Genomic DNA, 24,137 nt, shown 5'->3' on the forward strand with positions numbered 1-24,137 from the left:
TCGTCATTTAGACGATAGAGGCCGGACGCTCTTATCGTCAAGATGACAGAAAGGGAGGAAGCCGGGCCGATCTGGCGCGAGTTGAAGGGGGTCCGCGCCGAGACGGGGCCAGTGCCATTCAGGCCGTCCCGTCCGACGTGCGAGCGGAGGGTGGGCGGATGGTTACGCGTGGTGACGTCGGGGTCTCTGTGGCATGGCGGGCGGCTCAATGTAGGTGGATATCGGGTTAATTAAGGACTATCCGGTCTACACATCTCACGTCCGTGGGATGAGTGACGGGAGCTGGCATGCGGGACATCGGTCGAAGGGGATTGCTGGGCGCGGGACTTGGGGCCGCCGCGGCGGTGGGGCTCGCCGGATGCGGATCACCGGGGGGTGGCGCCTCCGCCGGCTCCAGTCGGCCGGGACAGGGACAGGGGCCGGGCAAACCCGCGAAGTCGCAGGCCAGGCTGATCGGTGACGGTTCGACGGCGGACACGGGCAGGCAGCCGAACCAGCCCGACAAGCCCGTCCGGCTCGAACCCGGCGAGACTCCGCCGCAGTTCGTGATCTTCTCCTGGGACGGCGCGGGCGAGGTCGGCAACGGGCTCTTCCCGCGCTTCCTCGAACTCGCCAGGAACCACGGTGCGGGGATGACGTTCTTCCTCTCCGGCCTGTATCTGCTCCCGGAGTCGAAGAAGCGCCTCTACCAGCCGCCGAACAACCCCGTGGGCGCGTCCGACATCGGCTACCTCAGCGACGAGCACGTCAGGGAGACGCTGAAGTACACCCGGCAGGCCTGGACGGAGGGCCATGAGATCGGCACCCACTTCAACGGCCACTTCTGCGGCGGCTCGGGATCGGTCGCCAACTGGACCCCGGCCCAGTGGAACAGCGAGATCGACCAGGCGGTCTCCTTCGTCACCGAATGGCGCACCAACACCGGCTGGGCGGACGAGGAGCCGCTGCCGTTCGACTACCACCGGGAACTCGTCGGCGGCCGTACGCCCTGTCTGCTCGGCCAGGACAACTTGCTGCCCACCGCGAAGGGGCGGGGCTGGCGCTACGACGCCTCGTCGCCCGGAGGCCGTCAGATGTGGCCGGAGAAGCGTCACGGCGTATGGGACCTTCCGCTCCAGGGCATCCCGTTCCCCGGTCACTCCTTCGACGTCCTGTCGATGGACTACAACATCCTCGCCAACCAGTCGAAGAACACCACCAAGGGCATGACGTCCCGCTATCCCGCCTGGCGGGCGCAGGCGACCGCCTCGTACATGGCGGGCTTCAAGCGCGCGTACGAGACCAACCGCGCGCCCTTCTACATCGGCAACCACTTCGAGGAGTGGAACGGCGGCATCTACATGGACGCCGTCGAGGAGGCGCTGAAGGGGATGGCCGGCAGGCCGGACGTGCGCCTGGTGTCGTTCCGCCAGTTCGTCGACTGGCTCGACGCGCAGGACCCCAAAGTGCTCGACCGGCTGCGCTCGCTCGAAGTGGGCCAGGCGCCTCCCGGCGGCTGGAACGCCTTCTTCAAGGCGGCCTGACCGGAGGGGGTCAAGATGCCGCGCGGGGAGCCCAGTTGACGGCCGCCCGGCCGTGCTCACTCGTACGGGCGCCCTGTTCCGCACTTTGCCCCGACGCCGTCTGGCCGTCGCACCCTGCGGCGATGCCTGCCGTCAAGCGCAACACGCCGGATTCGGCGGGGCGGTTCGGGCGGCGCCGGGAGGCGGGCGTCCCGGCGCCGGGGTCTGCTCGGTGCAGGGAAGCGGGCCCGGCCGGGTCGGCCGGCGCGCGCGTGCGCCGGCTCCGCGCGGCCGGGCACACCGGCCGGCCGCGGCACTCAGAGCGCGAGGCGGTCCCGGCGCGGCCCGGGGCGGAGGGAGACACCATGCGTGAACTGCGGGCGGAAGCGGTTCTCGACCGGGCGGGCGCGGAGCGGCGCGACGCCCTCCTGTGGCACGTGATGAGCGCCGACGACCCGACCACCCTGTGCGGCCGCAGCCTCGACCGCCACGAGGCGGCGACGCCGCCGAAGCCGGACTTGAGCGACACCGACCGCTACTGCGGGGCCTGCATGGCCGCCTGCTGAATCCGGAGAGGGGGCGAACGAGCCTATGGGGAAGGGAAGTTGGCGCTTGGCGCCTCAACGGGCACGAGATTCAAGGGAGTTGAGTGGGCGCCGGGGCGGCCGGATCCTCCGGGACGTCGGAGGGGTCCGTCCGCAGGGCGCGTACGTAAGGGGCCGTGGCCAAGGACGCGAGGCAGAGCCAGAGGGCGGCGAACAGCCAGCCGCCCAGCACATCGCTCGCCCAGTGCACCCCGAGATAGACCCGGGAGAGACCGACGGCGACCGCCCACAGGGCGATCAGCGCGACCGTGAACCGGGCGGCGGAAAGGCGTGAGCGAAGCAGCACCCCCCAGATCAGGAGCCCCGCCGTGAGCGCGCTCGTGGCGGTGTGACCGGAGGGGAAGGAGTGGCCGGATGCGGTGGTCGCCCAGTCGAGGGCGGCCGGGCGCGGGCGGGCGACGACCACCATCAGGCCGTACCGCACTGCCTGGCCGAGCAGGAGTACCGCGAGCGCCCCGGCCACCGCGTACCGGCGCCGCACGCTGTCGCGGCCCGCGATCAGGCCCGCGACGACGGCCAGGACGTAGGGGAAGACCCCCGTGCCGGTCGCCGTGACGGCACGGGCGGCGGCCACGGCGACCGGCGGGCGGTGGTCGAGCGGCCACCGGTGCAGGGCCGGATCGCCGGGCAGCGGCGCCCCGTGGCGCACGGCGACGAACGCCGTGAGCAGCGCGAGGAGGAGCAGCAGCACGCCGGCCGCGGTGCCCGTGCGCCGGGCCGGCGTCATCGAGCGGTCACCAGCGGCCGCAGTCGGGTGCCGCCGAGCCGCTCCACGAAGGGCGCGGCCCGGCGGGCGGCGAGCGTGAGGGCGAGGCCGACGACCGCGCCGACCGCCAGGCCGACCACCACGTCGTGCGGGTAGTGGGCCCCGATCCAGACGCGCGATGCGGCCATCAGGAGCGCGGCCGGGACCGCGATCGCGCCGAGCGTCCGGTCCGTGAGGAGGATCGCCGCCGCGGCCGCCGCGGCGATCGCCGCGTGGTTGCTGGGGAACGACCAGTCGCCGAGCGGGGGACATGCCTCGACGGTCAGGGTGTGCAGCGTCTGGCAGGGCCGCTGCTCGTGGACGACCGCCTTGAAGAGGTCGTTGACCGCGTACGCCGCGATCACGACGAACGGCGCGGCCAGCGCCATGGCGGTGCGGACGGTGCCGAGCGGGCGGGCCCGCCACCAGGCGAGCACCATCAGGACGGCGAACAGCGCGAGACCGTAGTCCGACCAGAGCGAGATCAGCGTGTCCAGCGGCCCGGGCGCGCCGCGCGCGAGGTCGGTGACCCAGGTGTAGAGGCCGTCGTCGAAGTGCATCAGCGGGCGTCCTCATGGGCCGTACGCGAGCGGCGGGCGCGCAGGATCTCCAGCGCGACCGGGATGAGCGAGACGGCCACGACCAGCGCGACGAGCGGCAGCAGGTAGCGGTCGATGTTCGGCACGGACGAGCCGAGCGCGTAACCGCCGAGGACCAGCGCACAGGTCCACAGGAGGCCACCGGCGACCTGCCAGAGCGCGAAGACCCGGGCCGGTACGCCGAGTGCGCCCGCCAGCGGGTTGAGCACCGTGCGGACGATCGGCACGAAGCGGGCCAGCACGATCGCCTTCGCGTGCCCGTACTTGGCCAGCAGCTCCTCGGCGCGGGCCGCTCCCTCGTGGAGCTTGCGGGACCTGCTGCGGGCCAGCAGGGCGCGGCCGCCGCGACGGCCGATCCAGTAGCCCACCTGCGCGCCGACCAGCGCGCCGACCACCGAGCAGAGCAGGACCTGCGGCAGGGAGAGCGTCACGGGCCCGTTGCCGCCAGGCACGCACAGCAGGCCCGCGGTGAAGAGCAGGGAGTCGCCCGGGAGCAGGAAGCCGACGAGGAGACCGGTCTCGGCGAACAGCACCACGGCGATGCCCAGGGCCCCGAACGCGGACAGCAGCGATCCCGCGTCGAGGACGTTCACGGCCTGTGGGGCCGCGGCCGCGAACAGGGGTACGACAGCCATGTCAGTGGGCCCTCCCATAATGGTGGTCGGGCCGCTCATCCACGGGGGACGCGCAGGGCCCGGCTGGCTACAGTGATGTAGACGGTCTACAGCACTGTAGACGAATGAAGCGGGAGGAGTGTTCCATGACTGTCACGGGAGACGCCGGGCACGGGGACGCGCGACGCCCGGCGGGCGAACTGGAGGCCGGGGTCCTCGCCGCACTCTGGGCCGCCGACCGGCCCCTCACCCCCGCCGAGGTCCAGGCCGGGCTCGGTGGACGCCTGGCCCGCACCACCGTGACCACGATCCTCTCCCGCCTCCACGACAAGGGCGCCGTCACCCGCACGCGCGTCGGGCGCGGCTACGCGTACACCCCCACCGAGGACGCGCCGGGGCTCACCGCCCGCCGGATGCACACCGAGCTGGCCAAGGAGGAGGACCGCTCCACGGTCCTCGCCCGGTTCGTCTCCCAGCTCAGCGACGAGGACGAGCAGTTGCTTCGCTCCCTCCTGGACGAGTCCGGAGGCGACGGGCAATGATCTTCTCGGTCTGGATCCCGCTGCTCGTGCCGTTCCTCGCGGCGCCCGCCGCCCGCAGGCTCGCCGAGGCACTGCCGCCCCGGCCCGCCGCCTGGCTGCTCGCGATCGCGGCCACCGGCCTCGCCGCCTGCTCGACGGCCGCCCTCGGCCTGATCGCGCTGGCCGGCGCGCTGCGGCTGCCCTTCTTCGCCTCGCTCGAAGACCTGACGTCCCCGCTGGACGCGCTTCCGGCGTGGCTCGCCTTCCCGGCCGCGGCCACCGCGGCGGGGCTCGTCGCCGCCTCGGGCGTGGCCCTGGTCCGCACCGCCCGCCGCCACCTGGCCGAACTGCGCGGCGCCCACGCCCAGTTGACCCCCGGCACCGGCGAGCTGGCCGTGCTGCGCGACCCGGCTCCGGACGCCTACGCACTGCCCGGCCGCCCCGGCCGGATCGTCGTCACCACCGGCATGCTGCGGGCCCTGGGGCCCGCCGAGCGGGAGGCCCTGTTCGCGCACGAGCGGGCCCACCTCACGGGCCGCCACCACCTGTTCCTCGCCGCCGCCGAGCTCGCGGCGCACTGCCACCCGTCGCTGCGCTCGCTGCGCGCCCCGCTCGCCTTCGCCCTGGAGCGGGCCGCCGACGAGTACGCGGCCGGGGCCGTGGGCGACCGCAAGCTGGCCGCGCGCGCGATCGGCCGCGCCGCCCTCGCCTCCCGGGCCGCAGCTCCTGGTGCGAGCCGGCCGCGCGCGGTGCTGGCCGCCGCGGCCGGGCCGGTGCCGCGCAGGGTCGCGGCCCTGCTCGACCGGCGCCCCGTGGCCCGGCTGCCCCGCTCGCGCGGCGCCCGGCTCATAGCGGCCGTCGTGCTCGGCTGCCTGTGCGCCTCGGCGATCTCGGCGGTCGAAGCCGCGGCGGATCTGCACGGAGGCATCGAGATAGCCCAGGGGGAGGCGCCTCGCTGAGCGCGAGCCGCGGCCCGAGCGAGGCGCCGCCGAGCGCCGCGCGGGTGCGGCCGGGGCGGGGGCCGGGGTGTGGTCACCGCCAGAGCCTGACCCTTGCGGCCGGGGGCCGAGGCGTGCGGCCGGTGCGTCGCCACTAGGGCCCGTGACCCGTACGGCCCAGCAACGCTGCGGGTCGGCGCCGGGTGCCCCGGAGAGTGGATCCCGAGTCCACCGCCGCACGCCCAGGGAGATGCCATGACCTGCCTCAACCGACGCGACCTCGGACTGCTCGTGCTGCGGGTCGGCACCGGAGCGGTCCTGATGGCGCACGGGTCCCAGAAGCTCTTCGGCTGCTTCGGCGGCGGCGGGCTCGAAGGCACCGCGGCAGCCATGGAACACATGGGGTTCAAGCCCGGCAAGCAGAGCGCGGTGGCCGCCGGGCTCGGTGAGATGGGCGGCGGCGCCCTGCTCGCCCTCGGCCTCGCCACCCCCGCCGCCGGAGCAGCCGCCGCCGGCGCCATGGCGGGCGCCGTCTCCGTCCACGCGCCGGCGGGCTTCTTCGCCCAGGGCGGCGGCTTCGAGTACCCGGCGTTCCTCGGCTTCACCGCCGCCGCGATCGGCCTCGCGGGCGCGGGGCGCTACTCGCTCGACCACGCCACGGACCACGTACTGGACCAGCCCTGGACCGTCGCCCTCGCCTTCCTCGGCAGCGCGGTGGCGGCCGCGGCCGTGGTCGGACGCCGCGCCAGGAACCAGGAGCGCGAGCAGGACCAGGAGCAGGACGGGGTCGAGAGCTTCGACTGAGGCGCGCACCCAGGGCCGGGGCCCAGCCCGTCCCGCCGAGCACGCCCGGCACGCCCCTCGAAACCCGGCCAGCCTCGCGCGCGGCCCGCCCCCCCCGCTTCACCGCCCCTCCACCCCGCCGGACAGTGCGCCAAAGGTCCCCTCGCACGGCAGACAGGGTCACGACCATGAAGAACGACTCGGCCGCCGAGCGCGGTACCGGACTGCTGCACCGCCTCGGAAGCTGGTGCGCCCGGCACGCCTGGCGGATCATCGTCGCCTGGCTGGTCCTGCTCGTGGCGGTCGGCGTGGCCGACGCACGGTGGGGCGGCAGCTTCGCCGACAGCTTCTCGCTGCCCGGCACCAGCACCCAGACCGGCGCGGACCTGCTCAAGGCCCACGGCGGCACGTCGGGCACCACGGCCCCGGTCGTGATCAAGTCCGACCAGGGCTCGGTCGCCGACCACCAGACGTCCGTCGAGGCGGCCGTGAACAACCTGAAGCACCTCCCCGACGTGGTCGCCGTGAGCGACCCGCTCACCACCCCCGGCGCCGTGTCGCCACACGGCGACATCGCCCAGATCGGCGTCACGTTCACCAGCAACCCCGCGGGCTTCGACCGCTCGTACATCGGCAAGGTCGACACCGCCGTCCAGCCGCTGCGCGCCGACCACGTGACCGTCGAATACGGCGATCCGCTCGGGCAGCTGGCCGCGCCGAAGGCCGCCGACCTGACCTCGGAGGTCATCGGTCTCGGCGTCGCCCTCCTCGTGCTTCTGATCGGCTTCGGCAGCGTCGCCGCCGCCGTGCTGCCCCTGGTGACCGCCGTGCTCGGCCTCGCCGTCGGCCTGGCCGGACTCGGCCTGCTCGCCGCCCAGTTCAGCTTCGGGCAGGCCGCCCCGACGCTGGCCGCGATGATGGGCCTGGGCGTCGGCATCGACTACGCCCTCTTCCTGTCCACCCGCTACCGGGCACTGCTCGGCACCGACGGGAGCGACGGCGACGGCAACGGCCTCGACCCCGCCGAGGCGGTCGGCCGCACCGTCGCCACCAGCGGGCGGTCCGTCCTGGTCGCCGCCGCGACCGTGGCCATGGCGCTCGCCGGCCTGTACGTCTCCGGCATGAGCTTCATCGGCACCCTGGGCGCCGCGGCCGGGCTGACCGTGATCGTCGCGGCGGCCGCGTCCGTCACGCTCACCCCCGCGCTCCTCGGCCTGCTCGGCCGCCGCATCGACCGCCTGCACGTCCGCACGCCGGTCGCCGAACCCACCGGCACCAACGACGTATGGCACCGCTGGGCCGCGCGGGTCGGCCGCAGCCCCTGGCTCTTCCTCGCGGCGGGCCTGGTCCTGCTCGGGGTCCTCGCCATTCCGGTCGGCTCGATGCACCTGGGCCACATCGACGCCGGCGCCCAGCCCACCTCCAGCACCGACCGGCGGGCCTACGACCTCATCAGCCAGGGCTTCGGCCCCGGTGCCAACGGGCCGCTCACCGTCGTCACCAACCTCGACAGTCAGCAGGCCGCCGACCCGAGCCAGAGCCAGGCCCTCGCCGGCACCCTGCAACACGACCTGACGGCCGTCCCCGGCGTCGCATCGGTGACACCGCCCCAACCCAGCCCCGACCACGCCCTGTTGGTCAGCACGGTCACCCCGGCCACCGGGCCGCAGGACCGGGCCACCACCGACCTGATCCACACCCTCCAGGACCACACCGTGCCCGACGCCCTCTCCGGCACCGGCGCGACCGGCTACGTCACCGGCCCCACGGTCTCCGGGCAGACGTTCACCGACACCCTCGTGGCGAAACTGCCGCTGATCATCGGCGTGGTCGTCGCCGCCGCGTTCGTGCTGCTGCTCTGCGTCTTCCGCAGCCTCTTGGTCGCGCTCAAGGCCGCCGTGCTGAACCTGTTCTCCATCGCCTCGGCCTACGGTGTGGTGGTCGCGGTCTTCCAATGGGGCTGGGGCGGCGCCCTGTTGGGCGTCGGCGAGAAGGTGCCGATCGAGTCCTACGTGCCGATGATGATGTTCGCGATCATCTTCGGACTCTCGATGGACTACGAGGTCTTCCTGCTGGCCCGCATCCGTGAGACCTGGCTGCACCGAGGCGACAACCACCTCGCCGTCGCCACCGGCCTCGCCGCCACGGCACGCGTGATCACCTGCGCGGCGCTCATCATGACCAGCGTCTTCCTGGCCTTCATGCTCTCCCCGAACGTCGTGGTGAAGATGCTCGCGCTCGGCCTCGGCGTGAGCGTGATCGTCGACGCGACCGTCGTCCGCCTGCTGCTCGTGCCCGCGACGATGTACCTCTTCGGCCGCACCAACTGGTGGATCCCGGCCTGGCTGGACCGCCTCCTGCCCCGACTCGACCCGGAGGGTCCCGCGCCCGCGCGGCCCCCGAAACCCGTCGCGTAGGCCGCGCGCGTCGGCCGCCGGGGCGGGCGTCGTCCCGACGCCGAGGTCAGGCCGACACCAGGAGCGACGTGACCGTGTTGATCATCAGCGACGGAGTCGGCGGTCCCGGCGGGCTCGCCAGGCGGAGCGTGGGGAAGCGGGCGAAGAGGGCGCAAAGAGCGGTGCGGAGCTGGAGGCGGGCGAGGGGCGCGCCCAGGCAGAAGTGCGGGCCGCGCCCGAACGCGAGGTGCGGGCCGCCTTCGCCCGGGAGCTGGAAGGAGTCGCCGCGTTCGCGGGCGGGGTCGCGGTTGGCCGCCGAGTAGCACAGCAGCAGCGCGTCACCGGCGGGAATGTGCCGCCCGCCGAGTGTGACGTCCTCGCGCGGGAAGGCGAAGGGAAGGGAGAAGACGCTCGCGTCATAGCGCAGCGCCTCCTCCACGACGTGGTCCCAGGACACCTCGCCGGAGCGGACGCGGTCCAGTGCGCCGCGATGTTCCAGCAGGGCACGCACCGCGTTGACGAGGGCGGCCACCGTCGTGTCGAAGCCGGCGGCGAGGAACAGCCACAGGGTGTCACGGGCCTCCTGATGACTCAGCCCGTCACCGGAGTCGGCGGATCTCCTCAAGTCGGCCACCAGGCCGCCTTCTTCACCCGGTTCAACCGGCCTGCCGAGCAAGCGGTCGAGGTAGGTGTGGATCTCCGCGCTGAGCTGTTGTGACTCCTGCGGAGTGAGCGCCGCGCGGGACAGCGCGCGGAAGACCAGTGCGGTGGCCGCGGGGCGCTCGTCGACGGGGATCGCGAGAAGGGCGCACAAGGTGTCCAGGGCGAGGGGCAGCGCGAACTCCTCGCGCAGGTCCACCGGGTGGGCCGCAGGATCGATGCCGTCGAGCCGACGGTTCACCACGGCGGCCACGGAAGGCAGGAGCATCGCGACCCGGCGTGGTGCGAAGGCGCCTGACGCGGCCCTGCGGAGCCGGGAGTGCTCGGCGCCGTCGGAGGTGAGCATCCACTGTCTGCTGAGGTGGTCGGTCATGGGCCAGTCCGCGGGGATCTCGCCGTCCCGCAGGGCCCGCCAGTGACTGGGGGAGCGGGCGAAGAGGGGCTGCGTCAGGACCGCTTCCAGTTCCGCGTATCCGACGACGGCCCAGCATTCCACGCCGCCCGGCCACGAGGCCGGGACAACGCTGCCGTGGGCCCTCAGCCGCCGTGCCTGTTCCCGGAGGTCCAGGTGGGGATCGAGGGCGACGCGGGCCGTGAGCATGGGAGCCTCCGTGGAATTGCTGCGCCTGGACAGGTGTGTTGCGGCCGGGGGCGGATCCGGTCGGACCGGCCGCCGCTGCTCAGCCGGGGATCAGTACGGGTTTGACCACCTCGCCGTTCGCCGCGTCGCGTTCCGCGCGGTCGATCTCATGGAGCGGGTAGGTCCGGATCAAGCGGTCGAAGGGGAACAGCCCCTGCTGCCACAGCGCGATCAGCCGTGGCAGGAACAGCCGTGGTACGGCGTCCCCTTCGATGATGCCTTTGACCGTGCGCCCGGAGGCGAGGAGCAGGGGATCAATGGTCAGATCCCCCTGTTGGACGCCCACCAGGCCGCAGGTTCCACAACTGTGCAGGGAACGAAGGAGGTTGGTGATGACCGCGGGATGCCCCGTCGTGTCGACGGCGTGGTCGGCGCCGCCGTCGGTGAGCTCCAGGATCTGGTCGGTGAGATCCGCCGAGCGGCCACCGAGGGTGTGGGTCGCGCCGAGGTCCTGGGCAGTTCGCAGCCGCCCGGGCAGCACGTCGATCGCGACGACGGTGGTCGCTCCGACAGCACGCGCGGCCATCACGGCGGCCAGCCCCACAGCTCCCGCACCCGCCACGACGACGCTCGAACCGGGCCGCACTGCAAGGGAGTTGATGATGGCGCCCGCCCCGGTCTGGAAGCCGCAGCCGAGCGGGCCGAGCAGTTCCAGAGGCAGGGAATCGGGCACCGGTACGAGGAGGTGCGCGGGGACCACGGCATGGCTGGCGAAGGAGGACTGGCCGAACCAGCGTGTCGAGACTTCCTCCCCGGCCGCGTCGCGTGCGGTGGGCCCGTTGTCGGGCCGTCGGCCGGTGAGGTTGCGGGAGAAGAACGTCGCGCAGCCGGCCGGCCGGGCCGCGATACAGGCCCGGCACGTCCCGCAGGAGTCGAAGGACATGACCACGTGGTCGCCTACGGTCACGCCCTGGGTCGCCGGGCCCGTCGCCACCACCGTGCCCGCCCCCTCGTGCCCCGCGACCAGCGGCAGCGCGATGTCGAGACGGTCGGTACGCGGGAGCAGGTCGGTGTGGCAGAAGCCCGTACCCGAGATCTCGACCAGTGCCTCGCCGGGCCCGGGGCCGTTCAGCCACAGGTCCTCGACACGGAAGGGGAGGCCGCGGGAACGCAGCACGGCGGCCCTGGCCTTCACGCTGTTCGTGGGGGTGGTCGTCACACCCTGCTCCGGGTGCCGTCCCAGAACTGTTCCGACCACACGTCTCCGTACAGCCAGTTCCCGGCGGACTCCGCGTCCGTGCTGGTGTAGAACTCCCGGTGCGCGTCGAGCACATCGGCGAGCAGCAGGGCGGAACTGTCGCTGTGCAGCCCCATGCGGTGGGCAGCCAGTTCGACGTTGGGGTCGGAGGTTCCCATGCCGCGCTGGAACGCGATGAACTCCGGTCGCCGTACGACACCGTCGTCGTCACGGTCCACCGCCGCCCAGACGGATTCGCCGACCGGCCGGAAGTGGGCGTCGTAGTCGGCGCGTCCGTTGGCGAGCGCCTTCGCCATGGCCTCGCGCCATTCCGCCGGGGTGATCCTGCGGTCGGGGGCCCAGCCGGTCAGGGAGGCCACGTGGTCGCAGAACCCTTGTGACGCGGCGTGCACCGCGCGCGCCTTCGGGCTGCCGAGTGGTTCTCCGACGTAGACGAGGATCCGTGTGAACAGCACGGACACGTCGGCGAGGTCGATCAGGGCGTCCTGGTCGCGGTCGGCGTGCGCGAAGCACACGTCGACCTTCCGTTCGGCCAGCCGGGGGCCCAGGTCATGAGGTGTGCGCATGAAGGTTTCTCTCCGAGTGGGTGCGAAGGGGCGAGGCCGCGGGAGCCCGCCGGGAGGCGGGGGGTGACTGGAACGCCGGCGTGCTCAGGAGCGGGACGAGCGTGTGCCGGTCGGTGATGCTCCAGCCGCTGTCCCGGGCCACGGCCAGCAGCGCTTCGTCCGGCTCGAAGGCGACGGGGTGACCGACGGCCGCGAGCATGGCACGGTCCGACGCGCTGTTGCCGACGGCCACCGCACACGCCAGATCGGCGCCGAGGCCTTCGGCCAGTGCGCACAGCAACCGGGCCTTGGCCTCGGGCACGGCCGGCAGACTGGTGAAGCGGCGCGTCCAGCGACCGCCCGGGCCGGTGGCGAGCCGCATGCCGAACCGGTGGCCAATGCCCAGGTCCGTGGCGACCCGGTCGATCATCTCCTGGGGGCTGCCGGAGAGCAGGACGGGTGTGAAGCCCGCACCGCGCAGACTCTCGACCAAGGGCACGGCGCAGGCCAGCAGACGGTGACGGACACGAGGCCAGACCCGACAGGAGGCGAGCACGGCGTCCCGCGGCAACACGCCTTCGACGGCACGGGCGTAGGCGTCACTCGCCGGGCCGGTGGTGTCGCGGAACCGGCCGCCGGAGCGCCGGTGCTCCCGCATGGTGTCGCGTACGTGCCGCACGGCCGAGGAGCTGACGAGTCCGCCGGCCCGCAGTTCGTCGAGCAGGGCGAAGCCGAGCGTCCCGTCGTAGAGCGTGCCGTCGACGTCCAATGCCGCAAGCTTCATTCGGTGTTCCCGGTCCCGCCGCATGGGTCTGAGGTGGATGCCCGCCGCGCGGGGCGGGCGAGGAGAGGGCGACGGGCACGCGGCAGGAACCGGATGCCCGTCGGTGCTCGGTCAGCGGGTCACCGAGCGGTCTGGAAGTCCGCGCCGAAGAGCCAGTTGCCGTTGGTGCTGGGGTCGGTGCTGGTGTAGAAGTCGCGGAAGGCGATGGTGAGTTCATCGACAGAGAGCGAACCGTCGCCGTTGAGGTCGAGCTTCTCGAAGCCGATGCGGGCGTTCTCCGGCGTGGTGCCGAAGGCGAGTTGGACGGCACTGAACTCCTCGGCCGTCACCTCGCCGTCGTTGTCGCGATCGCAGAGCTTCCAGATGGCGGTGGCCACGGGCCGGCTCGCGGCCTCGAAGGCGGACTTGGAACCGACGAGCCGGCGCATCCCGACGCGGTACTCCTGGGGGTCGATCTTCCCGTCCTGGTTGGTGTCGAGCGCCGAGGCCATCCCCTCCCACCAGTTCTGGCACACGCGCAGCATTTCCGTGGACTTGGGGCTGTCGAACGGCTCGTTGACCGCGGCGATCACGCGGGCCGCGAAGGTGAGGATGTCGGCGGAGTCGACCACGCCGTCCTTGTTCTGGTCGGCGTGCCCGAAACACATGTCGAACTTGTGGTCCTGGAGGTCGTTCTGGACTGCTGAGGTCATGGGTGGGCGCCTTTCGGGTGCGTCAGGGGGACGGCCGCCTGCCGGGCGGCCGTCTGGATCAAGGGCGGACCACGTCAGCGTAGGGATGGACGCCGCCCGCCCACGCACTCGCGGAGGGCTGTTAGCTCGAACGAATGGAAAGCGTACGATCCAGGGAATACCTAACGGATAAGCCCATTCCTGGCCGAATCCCGACTGCTCCCCGTCCAGCTCCTCCACCCGATGACCGCGACCGCCGCAGGCCGCCGGTGCACGGGCCGGTCCGGAGAGACGCTCCGCGTGGTGCGGCCTGGCTGGATAGCGGCAAGCCGGCTGCCGAACCTGTGTGTTGATGCCGCATCGCTGGACGATCCCGGTGACAGGCCGGCGGACGCCGGGCCGGTGTCCCGTTCCCGTCCCGTGCGCCCCCGGCGGCGGCAAGGGTGAGGGTCCCGTTCGCCAAGGCGATCGATGTGCTACGGAGTCTTCGATTCCAAGGCACGCCGAGGTACAGTGACCGACGCCCCTGACCTGCAGAAAGCTAGCGGGGAGCCGTCATACGGGAGTCCACAGTGCTGCGCACCATGTTCAAGTCCAAGATCTAGCATTTAGACGTCTGTGCAGGTCAGGGGTATGGTAGAGGGCCCTCAGGTCAGTAAAAGGTCAGCTTGCGTCGCAGCCCTGTCTCCGCTTGCTGACCTTCCGCCCTCCGCGCAGCGCCTGTGCATGGTTCCTCGCTCCCGCTCGGAAGGTTCGACACGTGGCTCGACAGCTCGCCCGCGGCATGGGCTCCTTCTTCAAGGAATGTGACTGCGCCAAGCCCACCCGCTGCCCGCACCCGTACACGATTCGCTTCAGGGACGCGCTCGGCAAGCAGCGCGAAGAGTCTGGGTACGACACGCAGGACGACGCGATCGAGCGTCTCACGGAGGTCTACAAAGAGAAGAAGAGCACGGCGCCGTCCGTCGCCGAGGCCCGCCGCGAGCTGGGCCAGCAGACGGTCGAGGAATACGCCAAGCAGTGGCGACCTCGGCAGCGCAAGATGACGGAGTACTCCACCGGCGAGCACGTCGACAGTTCGATCAATGTGCACATCGTTCCCCGCCTCGGATCGCGAAAGCTGAACTCGGTCACGCCGATCGTCGTCGAGCGCTTCTTGGACGTACTGGAGGCCGACAAGGTCGGTCGCGGGAATCAGGTGAACATATTCCGCACCCTTAAGGCCATCTTGCGAGACGCTTACGGCAAAGGTGCCATGGCAGACGACCCGGTGAAGGGCGTCCAAGAGCCGGAGTACGTTCGCGAGAAGGTGGTTATCCCGTCCCTCGCCTATGTGAAGAAGGCGCTGACTGTCGCCGACGAGCACCTCGCGCTTGAGATCGTCATGATGGTCGGCTGCGGCCTGCGCAACGGTGAGGCCCGGGCGGTGAACGTCAACAACGTTGTGGCGGACGACGTCTACCGGGTGCACGAGCAGATCCACTCCAACACGCACAAGCCGGCGAAGCTGAAGCACCGCAAGGCGGGCGAGTTCAGGGAGGTTCCGCTCCCGCGCTCGGTGAAGGAGGCGTTGGAACGCTACGAGGAGCAGCACGGCACCACCAAGGACGGCTACCTGCTACGCGGCCCAAGCGGCCACTACACGGAGCCGATGGAACGCCGTCGTGTGCAGAAGCTCTTCACAGACCTCCCCGCGGAGAATGGCGTCGGTATGTACAGCTTCCGGCACTATTTCGCCTCGAATGCGCTTGGGAACGGCATACCCATCACCGACGTGGCGGAGTGGATGGGCCACAAGTCCATCGAGGAGACTTACCGAACGTATCGGCACCTGATGCCGGGAAGCATCACCAAGGCCGCCCGTATTCTGGATGCCGGCCTCTGGGAAGCGGCTTGATTCGTCGCTCCTCGGCCTCGCCGGACAACCGACGGAGGGGCCGTCGGTGTGGGGGTGGTCCAAGCGGGGCGATGGCGGGATTCCGCTCGCGCGAGAGCACGTCTGCTGGCCTTCGGAGTGCCGGTACAAGGGCCGAATCGCCTCCGGGGAGCGGTGGTCAAGCCGCAATCGCATCGTAGATCGTGCGGAAGCCCCTCGGCGGTGACCCGGGCCAGATTTCGGGCTCGTATCACCTGGAAGGGCGACCTGTCCTCGCCCTCGCACCCGCCCTCGTGCTGCCAGCACAGATCCTGCGGAAGTCGTGCGGGGAATGACGAGCGGTTCGCCGCCGGCATCGGTCAGGCCCGTGGTGGCCAGCGCGTTGATCAGAAGCTTGCGGAGCGCGGTCGGAGTGAAAGCGCGGTGTTCGGTGCCGATATCGCGTTGGAACAGCAGCGGCATCGGCGGGTTCCAGACCCGCTCGTGGACGTCGTAGGAGGCGACCAGCGGGATCGCGCGGCTGCTTCCTCGCAGGCGGCGGATGATGGTGGAAAGGATGTCCGCCAGTTCCGGGCTGACCAGCAGGAGTCGTTCGCTGTCGGTCTTGGAGGGTGCGACCTGCAGCAGGGGGCATGACTTCGCCGGCGCTGGGGAGCCGGTATTCGGTGATGCTCTGGTGGGTCAGCTCCAGGAGTTCCTCACGAAGTCGAAGGGTGCACAAACGTCTTCACCCCATGCGCAAGTCAGCCCACCACAGCCAACTCCACGTAAGGGGAAGCTGGTAGAGGACTTCAAGGCCGTGCCCGAGAATGCGGTCATGGCACCACGAGGCATACGGCACATCCTCGGAGCAGGGCTGAGCGCGACGCTCCTGCTTTCCTGCACGACGAACGGCGGCGACAGACGTGCCCCCGAGGCCGCCCGTCCCAGCGGGAGCGGCTTCACCATCCGCTATGAGGAACCCACCGCCGCCGACCGGCCATCCGCGTCATTCCTTCGCGACCGACAAATTGCCGCCACCGCCACAGATGCCCTCAACACCCTGCTCACCCTCAACCAGCTGATAATCGTGGCCAGCCGCTCCTGCAACGGAGAAGGGTCCGCCTACGACCCGCAGACCCACACCATCGAACTCTGCTACGACGACACCACCGAAGACCGCGCCCTCTTCCAGAGCGCCGGACGGCACCCGGCCGACGACGAAACCGCCGCCATCGCCACCGAAACCCTCTACCACGAAGCCGGACACGCCCTCATCGACCTCCTGGACCTGCCCCTCACCAACCGCCAGGAAGAAGACGCCGCCGACCAGTTCGCCGCCCTCATGCTCCTGCGCACCGATCCCACCGGCGAACGCCAGCTCCGCACCGCCGCCGAAGCATACGAACTCACCACCGCCACGGAAGACCAAACCGACAGCAAAGACGAGCACTCCCCCAACCCGGTACGCGCAGCAAATCACCTCTGCTACCTCTATGGCTTTGCCCCCGACCACAACAAAGACCTCACAATCATGGGCCGGTTGCCCTCCGCACGCGCCACCGCATGCCCACAGGCATGGGCCGAGGCTCGCACAGCCTGGATGACCCGCCTGCAGCCCCTCCTGCGAGAGGAGCCGGAGTAGGGGCGATAATCACCTGCGACAGCTACGAAGTCACCCAGCTATTGCTGTCCGCAGAGCAGCCCCGGGCGGCACTGTGGCCGAACGCGGCAAGTCGCTGTTGGCGTGGTCGTCCAGTGGGTGCTGATTACGTCGGAGGTAGCCCTTGCCCTGAGCTTCATGGCGTGGGCCGGGCAGGCATACCGCGTTGTTCCAGGCCCGCTGGTGCTCTGCATCCCGCGGATAGCGGCGTGGGGTGCCGGCGGCTGAATGGTGGAATGCGGCAGACGGCCGCGCGGTCTGGCGTAGGGTGCGCCGGGTGACGGACGAGACACTTCACGACCGCGTTCTCCTCGGCGCTCTCCCGGACCTTGCCGCGGCATTCGACCTTCCCGAGGTGCGCGAACACTGGTTCCTGGCCGAGGGGTTGATGAATCTCAACTGGCGCATCGACACCGAGCGAGCCAGCTATGCGGTCAAGCGGATCACGGATATGCCCGTGGCGAAGGTGCGACGGAACCTGGGCGTCCTGTCTCACCTGGCGGCCGACGGACTGCCTGTCCCGGCGCCGCTCTCCACTTTGGATGGAAAACATGTGGTGGAGGTCGCAGACCACCACTACTGCGTACTTCCGTGGGTGGAAGGTGTCCACATGCCGGGTATCGCCTTGGCTGCCGGGCAGGCTCACGAGCTGGGTGTGCTGCTGGCTCGGCTCCACGACAGTCTCAAGGGGCATGGGCCCGGGCCGTTGCCGGAGCAGTCGCCGACGGCGAAGGTCACCGCCTCCGACCAGGCCGCCGCAGCCGCCGATCGCCTGCTGACGCTGATCCCGCAGGATTCGGCCGACTCGTTCGACCAGGCGGCAGCCCACGCTCTGCAGGAGCGCAAGATCCTCTTGGACAAGCACGCAGATGCACGACCGGTGAGCAGCGTGCCGGTTGGCCCGTACGGATGGACACACGGCGACTTCCAATACCGCAATCTGTTGTGGAACGACGCCCACGTGGTGGCGATCTTGGACTGGGACCGGCTTGCGGTACGCCCTTACGCCGAGGAGGTCGCGCGCACGGCACAGGTGCAGTTCGGCGTGGACGGCCGGTTCGACCTGGAGCGCGTCGCCGCGTTCGTAGCCGGCTACCGCTCGCTCCTCCCTCTGACCGCCGAGGAGTTGGCGGACGGTGTGGAGCGGCTGTGGTGGAAGCGTATGACGGACTTCTGGCAGTTGGAGTTCCACTACGACCGCGGCGATGCCGGTTGCGACGATCTATTCCTCGCCGACGAGGAACTGCTCGTGTGGTGGACCGGCCACCGAGACGACGTCCAGGCGGCATTCCAGGCCGCCCCTTAGGCCGCGCCCGCTCATCCCAGCAGCCCGAACGCTGCGAGTTCGGGCAAGCACGCTCGCACGAGCGGCAGTGCCCGCTCCCGGGCTCTGCCGCCCAGGGTTTCTCCCTCGCGGCCTTCGATGGCCTTGGCCCAGGCCCCGACATCGTCGTGCGCCAGCAGCAGGCCGCCCCCTGCGATCGCTTCTGGGATGCCTCCCCGGCGTGAGCCGAGGGCCGGACATCCGTGCAGGGCTGCCTCCACGATGACGCGGGGAAACGCGTCCTCGACGACCGAGGGCACCAACAGGAGCCGGTGCGCCCCATACAGGGGTTCCATATCGTAAGTCCGTGGCACGTACGTGACGTTGGGGTACCGAGCGAAGTCGCTGGCGGTGTCCCACCATCCTTCGACCAGGGTGAACCGTTCGGCGGGTAGCAGCTGGACCAGGTCGTGCAAAAGTGCGGAGCCCTTCGCGGGGACGGGGTTGACCATCAGGAGCCCGCCCGCTGGCGAGCGGGAGAGACCAGGGCGGAGGTCCAGGGGTTTGTCGGCGCTCGCTGAGGGAGGCCGGAAGGGCGGGTAGTACACCACAGTCTTGGTTTCGGCTGCGGGGCGGATTCGGTCTGCGACGAAGCGGGATGTGGCCAAAGCGACGTGCGGGCGGCCATGTAGGACGTTCTGGCTGGTGGGGGAGACAGAGTGAAGCCAGCCCGCGACCTGGTGGCCGCTTCGGCGGGCGAGGGCCGCGAGGTCGGCAGCACGCTCCTGCGACGTGATCACGAGTTGTGGGGAGAGGGCTTGGATGGCGCGGCTGAAGGCTCGTTCAAGCCGATGCTGTGACACGGCCATGCAGTCCACGCCGTTCCAGCGGTACCGCATCTCTCCAGCGGTTTCCTCGAACGGAACGTGAGCGCGGGCGAGGTGAGAACGGAGGGAGTCGAGCTGCGATGGAGCGTTCCACGGTGGCTCGAACGAACCGATGTAGACGGTGGTCCATCCGGCGGCGGCGAACTCTTCGGCCAGGAGTTGCTGCGACACCTCGGCGCCGCCGACCAGGAGCGGTGGTGGAGTGCGCCGCCAGCCGAAGAGGACGGTGGGCCCGGTCATGAGGGCGCCCAGAACCGGACGAGCGCTTCCGTGGCCTGTGCGATGTCGTGCCTGGGGCCGTCACCGGGCACGACTGTGACCTCGGCAGCCACGGTCGACGCGGCTGCGCGGGAGGGGGCGCAGAAGTAGGCGCGGGTGTGGTGGAGGAATTGCGCATCGTGAAGGAAGTACTCCGGCTCGACCGCGGTGTGCCCTGCCTCTTTACGCCGCAGGCTGAGGACTTCGGGGGAGGTGTCCAGGTACAGCGTGTGGTCCGGGCGCAGGTGCGGGAGCGCACCAAGACGCCAACGGGCCCGGTCCAGAACCCCGTATCCATACATGGCGTCCAGGGCGTGGGCGTGAGCCAGGAGGGTGTCCACGGATCGGTCCAGGACCGCCAGTCGCGTCTTGGGCCGGCGTGCGAGAAGAGTGGCTCTGGCCTCTTCGATCCGCATGAATGTCTCGAACGCGCGTAGCTGCTCGTCGGCGGACTGAGTGGAGGGACGGGGTATGTCCTGGCGGTGGGGGATGCTGCGAACGTAGCAGTCGCAGAACAGCACGCAGTTCGGGTCCAGCGTGCTGCGGAGGTGGTCGATTGCGGTGGTCTTGCCGCCGTAGGAGGGTCCCTCGAACGCGATGACGGTGGTCATACGACGTCCTCCAGCCGGTAGAACCGCTCTGCGTACCGGGCCGCGTCGACGGAGTTCCGGTCGATGAGATCGGCGGCGACGGTCCAGGCATGCCGTAGGGGCCGGTACATCTTGCGGGGCGGGTGCATCTGCGATCCGTGGAGACGCAGCAGCGTGAGCTTGTCCAGGACGACGTCGGTGATGTCGGTGAGTTCGGGGCACAGCGTCTTCGCAGTGCGCTGCTCGAACAAGGCGCGGTCGCACCCGGCGAGCGCATAGGTGGGCCAGAACGCCACGTCTTCCCAGTACCAGCGGCAGCCCAGCGCGCGGGCTGCCTCGTGGACGAGGAGGTGATCGGAGTGGCGGGTGACACCTGCCGGGCCAAGCAGTTCCGCCCCCGGGTGGTCGGCCAGGATCGTCCGGAGTTCAGCGGTGATCGTCTGTGCGCGTTGATCGTCGAAGGCCCGGTAGGGAGGGCTGGCGTCCCGGTGCCCCAGCAGGATGCGACGGGCGCCGAACGGCCTCAGCGCGGCAGCGGCTTCCTCTTCCCGGATCGATGAGACTGCCTTGACGGTCGGGTAGGCGGCCTCCAGAGACGGGTGGACGCTGCGGGAGCGGGTGAACACCGTGATCACGGTCAGCGGGCGCGGGTGCGCCAGGAACCGGCCGGACGCTGACAGGACGAAGTCGTCATGGTGCGGCTCGATCACCACGACCGGGCGCCCCTCTGGGCGGCGCTCCTCGATACGGTAGCGCTCGCCGGTGGCCGGAGCCTTGACCTGCATGACCGGCGTCATGATTGCGGGGGAGGCCAAGGCTGCCATCCAGTGGCGGTGAGCGGTCTCCAAGTCGTGGGCGAAGGAGTAGATCCCTTGGCCGTCGGGTACCGGCAGGTTCGGCACGTCAGACTCCTTATGAGGGTGGGGTCAGCGGACTGTGGACTGGTACCAGTGGCGCCAGAACCGGGGCGAGGACAGGGCGAGACGGGCGGTGACGGGGTTTTGCCACCACCACATGCGCCAGCTGGACCACTGGTCGTAGCGGCGGGTCGAGGGGCGCACGCGCAACTCGTCGACGATCCGCACGGGTTGACCGGTACGGTGACCGTGGTCGGTCAGGCGGGCAAAGAACTCGACGTCCTCGCTCATGAGCAAGTCGGCCCGGTAGCCGCCCAGTTCAGCGAAGACGGCTGCGGTGCAGAACTGGGCCACGCCTTGGGCTCCGCCCTTGCGGGTGCGGTAGGCATCCCAGAACGCGCACAGCAGCCGGGCTCCGAAGCGGGCTGGTGTGTAGAGCGGCGGTATCGCCCCGCCCACGCAGGCCCCCTCCGGCATGAGGCGCATGGATACGGCCAAGGCTTCCAGGGGCACCGCCACGTCGGCGTCGGTGAAGAACAGGACGCGGCCGTGGGCGGCCCGGGCTCCGGTATTGCGGGCCTGCCCGATGCTGCGGATCGGCTCGCTGACGACGCGCGCCCCCAACTGGGTCGCGATCTGCGGGGTCATATCGGTGCTCGCGTTGTCCACCACGATGATCTCTCCGCTTTGACCGGTGGCCGTCTCCCAGTGCAGCAGTGCGGCTTTCACGGTCGGCAGGTAGTGAGGCAAGTAGTCGGCCTCGTTGAATGCGGGGATGATCACCGACAGTTCCGGCGAGCTCATGGGCGCGCTCCTTCGGGGCCGGGAGTAGACGGACGTACCTGGTGGGGGAAGTCGGTCAGTGCGTGATGGAGCCGAGCGGCCCATTTCTCCCGGTCGCGCTGCTCCACCTGGGCTGCGAAAGTCCAGCCCCGTACGGCTTGGAAGACGGTGAAGGCATCGAGGAGGCGAGCATCGAGCGGCCGCCAGTAGGCGGCGGTAAGCCTGGTACGGGCGGTCGGCGTGAAGGCGTCACAGGTGACCAAGGTCTGGGCCACGTCGTACTCCGGAGCACACAGAGTGGAACCTTCGAAGTCCACCAGCCGCTCCGAGAGGAGCCCGGGCAGACGTCTGCCGGTCAGGTACTCCCGTCCCTCCGCTGCAGGGATCACGTTGTCCCAGTGCAAGTCTCCGTGACACCAGACGAATCCGCCGCGGTCCCCACAGCGTTCGGCGATGGCCTCCAGGGCCGGTGCGATCCGTGACGCCAGCCCGTCCGGACAACGACTGACTACGGCGCCGGCCTGTTCGATGACCCCGGGAGCCATCCGTGCACCGGTCGGAGCGGGAATGGCATGGAAGGCGGCCAGAAGAGTGCCCAATCGTCTCAACGCCCGTTCGGGAGTTATCGAGCCGGCACGGACGAGGCCGCCCAGGGTGACGTCTCCGACGTCCTGACTGATCAGCGCCGTCCCCGCAAATCCCGGAACACGGCCGGCCGCCAGAACCTCGGGCACGGCAGTCCGGCCAGAGACCGCCACCGCCCGCAGCATGCGCGCCTCACCCTCCGCTGTGTGGGCACAGGATTCGGCGAACAGCTTGACCACCACCCGGCGGCCATCAGCAAGCGTCACTCGATACACCGACGAGGCAGGACCCGTCCGGGTGCGGGCCATCAGCAGAGGGCTGCTTCCCATCAGCATCCGACAGGCCCGCTCCACGGCGGGAAAACGAACGCTCACCACATACCGCCCGGGACACCGATGGACTGGTCCCCGAGACGGCCCACGAACCGCAACGCCCGGACGGCATGTGCCCGATACCTACGGACATCGTCGGTGTTCGGGCACGATGCCTGCCACGGCTTGTGCTCACCCACGAAGTGCAAGGCGGTGGCGTCCGATCGCAGCGGACGGTGGATGACGCGCCGGACCCAGTCGCCACGTTCCAGGAACCTGCCGAGCTCGAACCGGTTGAACTCCCCGGGTACGGGATGGGCTGCCCCGGTCTCCAACAGCCACAAGTTCAGGGCGTCCTGGTCGTTGTGGAGAATGTGGCGACGCCCCTGGACCAGGGCCTTCTCGACCCCCGCGCGCAGCCTCGGTAAGAGGGCGACGGGCAGCCACAACATCCCTGCGTTTACGTAGGGCCGGCCGTACAGCTGTGGCCACCTCTCAGTGACACCGGGCAGCGCCGGGCACTGGCCGACGGACCAGTTGAACTCATCGCGTACCGCTCCCACTCGGTCCGCCGGCAACCCGTGCAGCGGGACCGACAGATCTCCCGTAACCAACACGTCGGCGTCCACGTAGATCAGATGCGAGCGGCCAACGAACGACGACGTGAACTGGAACCGCAGATAAGTAGTGACCGTGATGTACGAGGCGTCGTCCATCACACTGACCGGGTCAGGGCGGCGGTAGTCGAGGCCGAACGAGCCGAACCCGCACCGCTTGGCCACGGCCGCCATGGTCTCGGCGTGCTGACGGCTGAGATCCAACGTCAGGACCCGCAGCGCCACATCGCGCCGGGCCGCGGTGTCAAGGCCGTCGGCCAGCGATGTGAGCGTGACCAGCGATGGCAGAAGGTAACGCTCATCCACGCACATACCAATCGCGTACATTCCACGGGCTCCTCGGGAAGTTGAGCGGGGAGAGAGGGCGGGCTGGTGGCTCTGGCTCGAAGCGACCGAGAAGCCACACCGTGTACGTGAGGAACGAGGTGCGTCGCACGGCCCCGGCAAGGGCCAGTGGACGAACCCGGTGGCGCTGTCCGGAAGCCTGGTCTGTCTGGTGGATCATGAGGTCCGGGGCCGGAGGGATCCATTGGGCCTGTCACTGGTTGGGACCTTCTCCGGTACGGAAACGGCGGCCCCTGGGCTGGACGGTCGGTCCGTGATCTCGTGACTGACGCTCGCTCCGAGCAAGCCGAATCCGGCCGCAATCGCTGCCCACCATGCGACGGCCGCGACCACATCACTGTCGACTTCCAGCCGATGGCGGCCCCTCACGACGGGCCTGACGGACGGAAACGCGCGGCCTCACGGGCGAGAATGGCCCGCTCGATCTGGATGCCTGCGGCGTGCAGCTGAGACGGGTTGAGGACCATCTCCGTACGGACCGTGGACCCATCGACGAACTGGATCTCCACCGGCATGCGAGCCCTGTCCGTATTCAAGTCGTACGTCGTGTCACGGCGGAGCGGTACTACCTGATGCACGGAAGGCCAGAAGGCGATCGGGCTGGAGGGAGCAGGGGGCACATCGCCGTCCTCGGTGCTGTGCGTCACCTGCCCGTGGACAGCTCTTCCGGTGTCACTGATTTTCATCGGGCCTCTCCGAATGCGGGGCGAGGGGAAGGGTGGCCGCTTCGACTGCACCGAGTTCGTCGGTGCTGCTGCGCTGGCGCACCTGTAGCGCAGAAGGTGGGGGCCGCCGCGTCGTCGTACGTGGCAGCTGTGACCTCACGTTGGTGGAGCAAAATTGCGGTCTCATCACAGGCCTGCCGCGAGCCAGCCGAAGCCCTGGGCCACGTCAGCTCAGCCGAAACCGAGCTGCACCATT

Annotated in this window: 24 protein-coding genes; 9 read left to right on the forward strand and 15 right to left on the reverse strand. The window is 70.2% G+C overall.

Annotated features, from left to right (window positions below):
• Positions 1 to 287: 287 nt before the first annotated feature.
• Both ACFYZA_RS23270 and ACFYZA_RS23275 read left to right on the forward strand, forming a co-directional pair.
• On the forward strand, positions 288 to 1,523 hold the full coding sequence (locus ACFYZA_RS23270) for a hypothetical protein (protein WP_388492498.1): 1,236 nt from the start codon (positions 288 to 290) through the stop codon (positions 1,521 to 1,523).
• A 344-nt stretch (positions 1,524 to 1,867) separates the two neighbouring features.
• Positions 1,868 to 2,068, forward strand: a complete 201-nt coding sequence (locus tag ACFYZA_RS23275; protein WP_382586212.1) for a hypothetical protein — start codon at positions 1,868 to 1,870, stop codon at positions 2,066 to 2,068.
• A 70-nt stretch (positions 2,069 to 2,138) separates the two neighbouring features.
• Here ACFYZA_RS23275 and ACFYZA_RS23280 read toward each other — a convergent pair whose 3' ends face one another.
• From ACFYZA_RS23280 to ACFYZA_RS23290, 3 genes are read right to left on the reverse strand one after another with little or no spacing between them, the layout of a single operon-like run.
• Positions 2,139 to 2,834, reverse strand: coding sequence for a phosphatase PAP2 family protein (locus tag ACFYZA_RS23280; protein WP_388492499.1), 696 nt, complete (start codon positions 2,832 to 2,834; stop codon positions 2,139 to 2,141).
• Positions 2,831 to 3,412 (reverse strand): phosphatase PAP2 family protein, encoded by a 582-nt coding sequence (locus ACFYZA_RS23285; RefSeq protein ID WP_388492501.1) that lies wholly within the window; start codon positions 3,410 to 3,412, stop codon positions 2,831 to 2,833. The genes ACFYZA_RS23280 and ACFYZA_RS23285 overlap by 4 nt, the downstream gene beginning before the upstream one ends.
• The gene (locus ACFYZA_RS23290; protein WP_388492503.1) at positions 3,412 to 4,086 is read right to left on the reverse strand and encodes a DedA family protein; all 675 of its coding nucleotides are present in this window, start codon (positions 4,084 to 4,086) and stop codon (positions 3,412 to 3,414) included. Before ACFYZA_RS23290 ends, ACFYZA_RS23285 begins: the two co-directional genes overlap by 1 nt.
• Positions 4,087 to 4,211: 125 nt before the next feature.
• On the opposite strand from ACFYZA_RS23290, the gene ACFYZA_RS23295 reads away from it, so the two are divergent.
• The 4 genes from ACFYZA_RS23295 to ACFYZA_RS23310 all read left to right on the forward strand — a co-directional run bounded on the left by ACFYZA_RS23295 (position 4,212) and on the right by ACFYZA_RS23310 (position 8,724).
• Positions 4,212 to 4,607, forward strand: coding sequence for a BlaI/MecI/CopY family transcriptional regulator (locus tag ACFYZA_RS23295; protein WP_382586223.1), 396 nt, complete (start codon positions 4,212 to 4,214; stop codon positions 4,605 to 4,607).
• Positions 4,604 to 5,545, forward strand: a complete 942-nt coding sequence (locus tag ACFYZA_RS23300) for a M56 family metallopeptidase (RefSeq protein WP_388492506.1) — start codon at positions 4,604 to 4,606, stop codon at positions 5,543 to 5,545. Before ACFYZA_RS23295 ends, ACFYZA_RS23300 begins: the two co-directional genes overlap by 4 nt.
• A 234-nt stretch (positions 5,546 to 5,779) precedes the next feature.
• Entirely contained in the window at positions 5,780 to 6,328 is a 549-nt protein-coding gene (locus ACFYZA_RS23305) for a DoxX family protein (RefSeq protein WP_382586229.1), read from the forward strand.
• A 167-nt stretch (positions 6,329 to 6,495) separates the two neighbouring features.
• Positions 6,496 to 8,724: an MMPL family transporter gene (locus tag ACFYZA_RS23310; RefSeq protein WP_388492508.1), complete on the forward strand. Its 2,229-nt coding sequence runs from the start codon at positions 6,496 to 6,498 to the stop codon at positions 8,722 to 8,724.
• A 46-nt stretch (positions 8,725 to 8,770) separates the two neighbouring features.
• Here the strand turns inward: ACFYZA_RS23310 and ACFYZA_RS23315 are convergent, their stop codons facing one another.
• The 5 genes from ACFYZA_RS23315 to ACFYZA_RS23335 form a co-directional block, all read right to left on the reverse strand.
• Positions 8,771 to 9,964, reverse strand: a complete 1,194-nt coding sequence (locus ACFYZA_RS23315; protein WP_388492509.1) for a cytochrome P450 — start codon at positions 9,962 to 9,964, stop codon at positions 8,771 to 8,773.
• Positions 9,965 to 10,043: 79 nt separating this feature from the next.
• Positions 10,044 to 11,138 carry an NAD(P)-dependent alcohol dehydrogenase gene (locus tag ACFYZA_RS23320; protein WP_388492705.1) on the reverse strand — a complete coding sequence of 365 codons (1,095 nt, stop codon included), beginning with the start codon at positions 11,136 to 11,138 and terminating at the stop codon, positions 10,044 to 10,046.
• Between the two features lie 20 nt (positions 11,139 to 11,158).
• Positions 11,159 to 11,767 carry a hypothetical protein gene (locus ACFYZA_RS23325; protein WP_382586237.1) on the reverse strand — a complete coding sequence of 203 codons (609 nt, stop codon included), beginning with the start codon at positions 11,765 to 11,767 and terminating at the stop codon, positions 11,159 to 11,161.
• Entirely contained in the window at positions 11,751 to 12,530 is a 780-nt protein-coding gene (locus tag ACFYZA_RS23330; RefSeq protein ID WP_388492510.1) for an HAD family hydrolase, read from the reverse strand. Before ACFYZA_RS23330 ends, ACFYZA_RS23325 begins: the two co-directional genes overlap by 17 nt.
• 119 nt (positions 12,531 to 12,649) lie before the next feature.
• A complete protein-coding gene (locus tag ACFYZA_RS23335) occupies positions 12,650 to 13,222 on the reverse strand; it encodes an EF-hand domain-containing protein (RefSeq protein ID WP_388492512.1) in 573 nt (190 codons plus the stop codon).
• 763 nt (positions 13,223 to 13,985) lie between these two features.
• On the opposite strand from ACFYZA_RS23335, the gene ACFYZA_RS23340 reads away from it, so the two are divergent.
• From ACFYZA_RS23340 to ACFYZA_RS23350, 3 genes are all read left to right on the forward strand, one after another.
• Positions 13,986 to 15,098 carry a tyrosine-type recombinase/integrase gene (locus ACFYZA_RS23340; protein WP_388492706.1) on the forward strand — a complete coding sequence of 371 codons (1,113 nt, stop codon included), beginning with the start codon at positions 13,986 to 13,988 and terminating at the stop codon, positions 15,096 to 15,098.
• A 535-nt stretch (positions 15,099 to 15,633) separates the two neighbouring features.
• On the forward strand, positions 15,634 to 16,701 hold the full coding sequence (locus ACFYZA_RS23345) for a DUF4344 domain-containing metallopeptidase (RefSeq protein WP_388492513.1): 1,068 nt from the start codon (positions 15,634 to 15,636) through the stop codon (positions 16,699 to 16,701).
• A gap of 295 nt (positions 16,702 to 16,996) precedes the next feature.
• Positions 16,997 to 18,025, forward strand: coding sequence for a phosphotransferase (locus ACFYZA_RS23350; protein ID WP_388492515.1), 1,029 nt, complete (start codon positions 16,997 to 16,999; stop codon positions 18,023 to 18,025).
• 11 nt (positions 18,026 to 18,036) lie between these two features.
• Here the strand turns inward: ACFYZA_RS23350 and ACFYZA_RS23355 are convergent, their stop codons facing one another.
• The 7 genes from ACFYZA_RS23355 to ACFYZA_RS23385 form a co-directional block, all read right to left on the reverse strand.
• Positions 18,037 to 19,110 carry a glycosyltransferase gene (locus ACFYZA_RS23355; protein WP_388492516.1) on the reverse strand — a complete coding sequence of 358 codons (1,074 nt, stop codon included), beginning with the start codon at positions 19,108 to 19,110 and terminating at the stop codon, positions 18,037 to 18,039.
• Positions 19,107 to 19,739: a hypothetical protein gene (locus ACFYZA_RS23360; RefSeq protein ID WP_388492518.1), complete on the reverse strand. Its 633-nt coding sequence runs from the start codon at positions 19,737 to 19,739 to the stop codon at positions 19,107 to 19,109. Before ACFYZA_RS23360 ends, ACFYZA_RS23355 begins: the two co-directional genes overlap by 4 nt.
• On the reverse strand, positions 19,736 to 20,620 hold the full coding sequence (locus ACFYZA_RS23365; RefSeq protein WP_388492519.1) for a PIG-L deacetylase family protein: 885 nt from the start codon (positions 20,618 to 20,620) through the stop codon (positions 19,736 to 19,738). Before ACFYZA_RS23365 ends, ACFYZA_RS23360 begins: the two co-directional genes overlap by 4 nt.
• A 24-nt stretch (positions 20,621 to 20,644) precedes the next feature.
• A complete protein-coding gene (locus ACFYZA_RS23370) occupies positions 20,645 to 21,379 on the reverse strand; it encodes a glycosyltransferase (RefSeq protein WP_388492520.1) in 735 nt (244 codons plus the stop codon).
• Entirely contained in the window at positions 21,376 to 22,278 is a 903-nt protein-coding gene (locus ACFYZA_RS23375) for a phosphotransferase family protein (protein ID WP_388492521.1), read from the reverse strand. The genes ACFYZA_RS23370 and ACFYZA_RS23375 overlap by 4 nt, the downstream gene beginning before the upstream one ends.
• A 35-nt stretch (positions 22,279 to 22,313) precedes the next feature.
• The gene (locus tag ACFYZA_RS23380) at positions 22,314 to 23,198 is read right to left on the reverse strand and encodes a glycosyltransferase family 8 protein (RefSeq protein WP_388492522.1); all 885 of its coding nucleotides are present in this window, start codon (positions 23,196 to 23,198) and stop codon (positions 22,314 to 22,316) included.
• A 383-nt stretch (positions 23,199 to 23,581) separates the two neighbouring features.
• The gene (locus ACFYZA_RS23385; protein ID WP_388492523.1) at positions 23,582 to 23,731 is read right to left on the reverse strand and encodes a hypothetical protein; all 150 of its coding nucleotides are present in this window, start codon (positions 23,729 to 23,731) and stop codon (positions 23,582 to 23,584) included.
• Positions 23,732 to 24,137: the final 406 nt, after the last annotated feature.

The sequence above is a fragment of the Streptomyces sp. NPDC001828 genome (assembly GCF_042892175.1).
Lineage (GTDB): Bacteria > Actinomycetota > Actinomycetes > Streptomycetales > Streptomycetaceae > Streptomyces.

Coding starts and splice junctions, on each gene's coding strand:
- ACFYZA_RS23270 (WP_388492498.1), top strand. CDS start 288: ATGCGGGACATCGGTCGAAGGGGATTGCTGGGCGCGGGACTTGGGGCC.
- ACFYZA_RS23275 (WP_382586212.1), top strand. CDS start 1,868: ATGCGTGAACTGCGGGCGGAAGCGGTTCTCGACCGGGCGGGCGCGGAG.
- ACFYZA_RS23280 (WP_388492499.1), bottom strand. CDS start 2,834: ATGACGCCGGCCCGGCGCACGGGCACCGCGGCCGGCGTGCTGCTGCTC.
- ACFYZA_RS23285 (WP_388492501.1), bottom strand. CDS start 3,412: ATGCACTTCGACGACGGCCTCTACACCTGGGTCACCGACCTCGCGCGC.
- ACFYZA_RS23290 (WP_388492503.1), bottom strand. CDS start 4,086: ATGGCTGTCGTACCCCTGTTCGCGGCCGCGGCCCCACAGGCCGTGAAC.
- ACFYZA_RS23295 (WP_382586223.1), top strand. CDS start 4,212: ATGACTGTCACGGGAGACGCCGGGCACGGGGACGCGCGACGCCCGGCG.
- ACFYZA_RS23300 (WP_388492506.1), top strand. CDS start 4,604: ATGATCTTCTCGGTCTGGATCCCGCTGCTCGTGCCGTTCCTCGCGGCG.
- ACFYZA_RS23305 (WP_382586229.1), top strand. CDS start 5,780: ATGACCTGCCTCAACCGACGCGACCTCGGACTGCTCGTGCTGCGGGTC.
- ACFYZA_RS23310 (WP_388492508.1), top strand. CDS start 6,496: ATGAAGAACGACTCGGCCGCCGAGCGCGGTACCGGACTGCTGCACCGC.
- ACFYZA_RS23315 (WP_388492509.1), bottom strand. CDS start 9,964: ATGCTCACGGCCCGCGTCGCCCTCGATCCCCACCTGGACCTCCGGGAA.
- ACFYZA_RS23325 (WP_382586237.1), bottom strand. CDS start 11,767: ATGCGCACACCTCATGACCTGGGCCCCCGGCTGGCCGAACGGAAGGTC.
- ACFYZA_RS23330 (WP_388492510.1), bottom strand. CDS start 12,530: ATGAAGCTTGCGGCATTGGACGTCGACGGCACGCTCTACGACGGGACG.
- ACFYZA_RS23335 (WP_388492512.1), bottom strand. CDS start 13,222: ATGACCTCAGCAGTCCAGAACGACCTCCAGGACCACAAGTTCGACATG.
- ACFYZA_RS23340 (WP_388492706.1), top strand. CDS start 13,986: ATGGGCTCCTTCTTCAAGGAATGTGACTGCGCCAAGCCCACCCGCTGC.
- ACFYZA_RS23345 (WP_388492513.1), top strand. CDS start 15,634: ATGTCCGCCAGTTCCGGGCTGACCAGCAGGAGTCGTTCGCTGTCGGTC.
- ACFYZA_RS23355 (WP_388492516.1), bottom strand. CDS start 19,110: ATGACCGGGCCCACCGTCCTCTTCGGCTGGCGGCGCACTCCACCACCG.
- ACFYZA_RS23360 (WP_388492518.1), bottom strand. CDS start 19,739: ATGACCACCGTCATCGCGTTCGAGGGACCCTCCTACGGCGGCAAGACC.
- ACFYZA_RS23370 (WP_388492520.1), bottom strand. CDS start 21,379: ATGAGCTCGCCGGAACTGTCGGTGATCATCCCCGCATTCAACGAGGCC.
- ACFYZA_RS23375 (WP_388492521.1), bottom strand. CDS start 22,278: ATGCTGATGGGAAGCAGCCCTCTGCTGATGGCCCGCACCCGGACGGGT.
- ACFYZA_RS23380 (WP_388492522.1), bottom strand. CDS start 23,198: ATGTACGCGATTGGTATGTGCGTGGATGAGCGTTACCTTCTGCCATCG.
- ACFYZA_RS23385 (WP_388492523.1), bottom strand. CDS start 23,731: ATGCCGGTGGAGATCCAGTTCGTCGATGGGTCCACGGTCCGTACGGAG.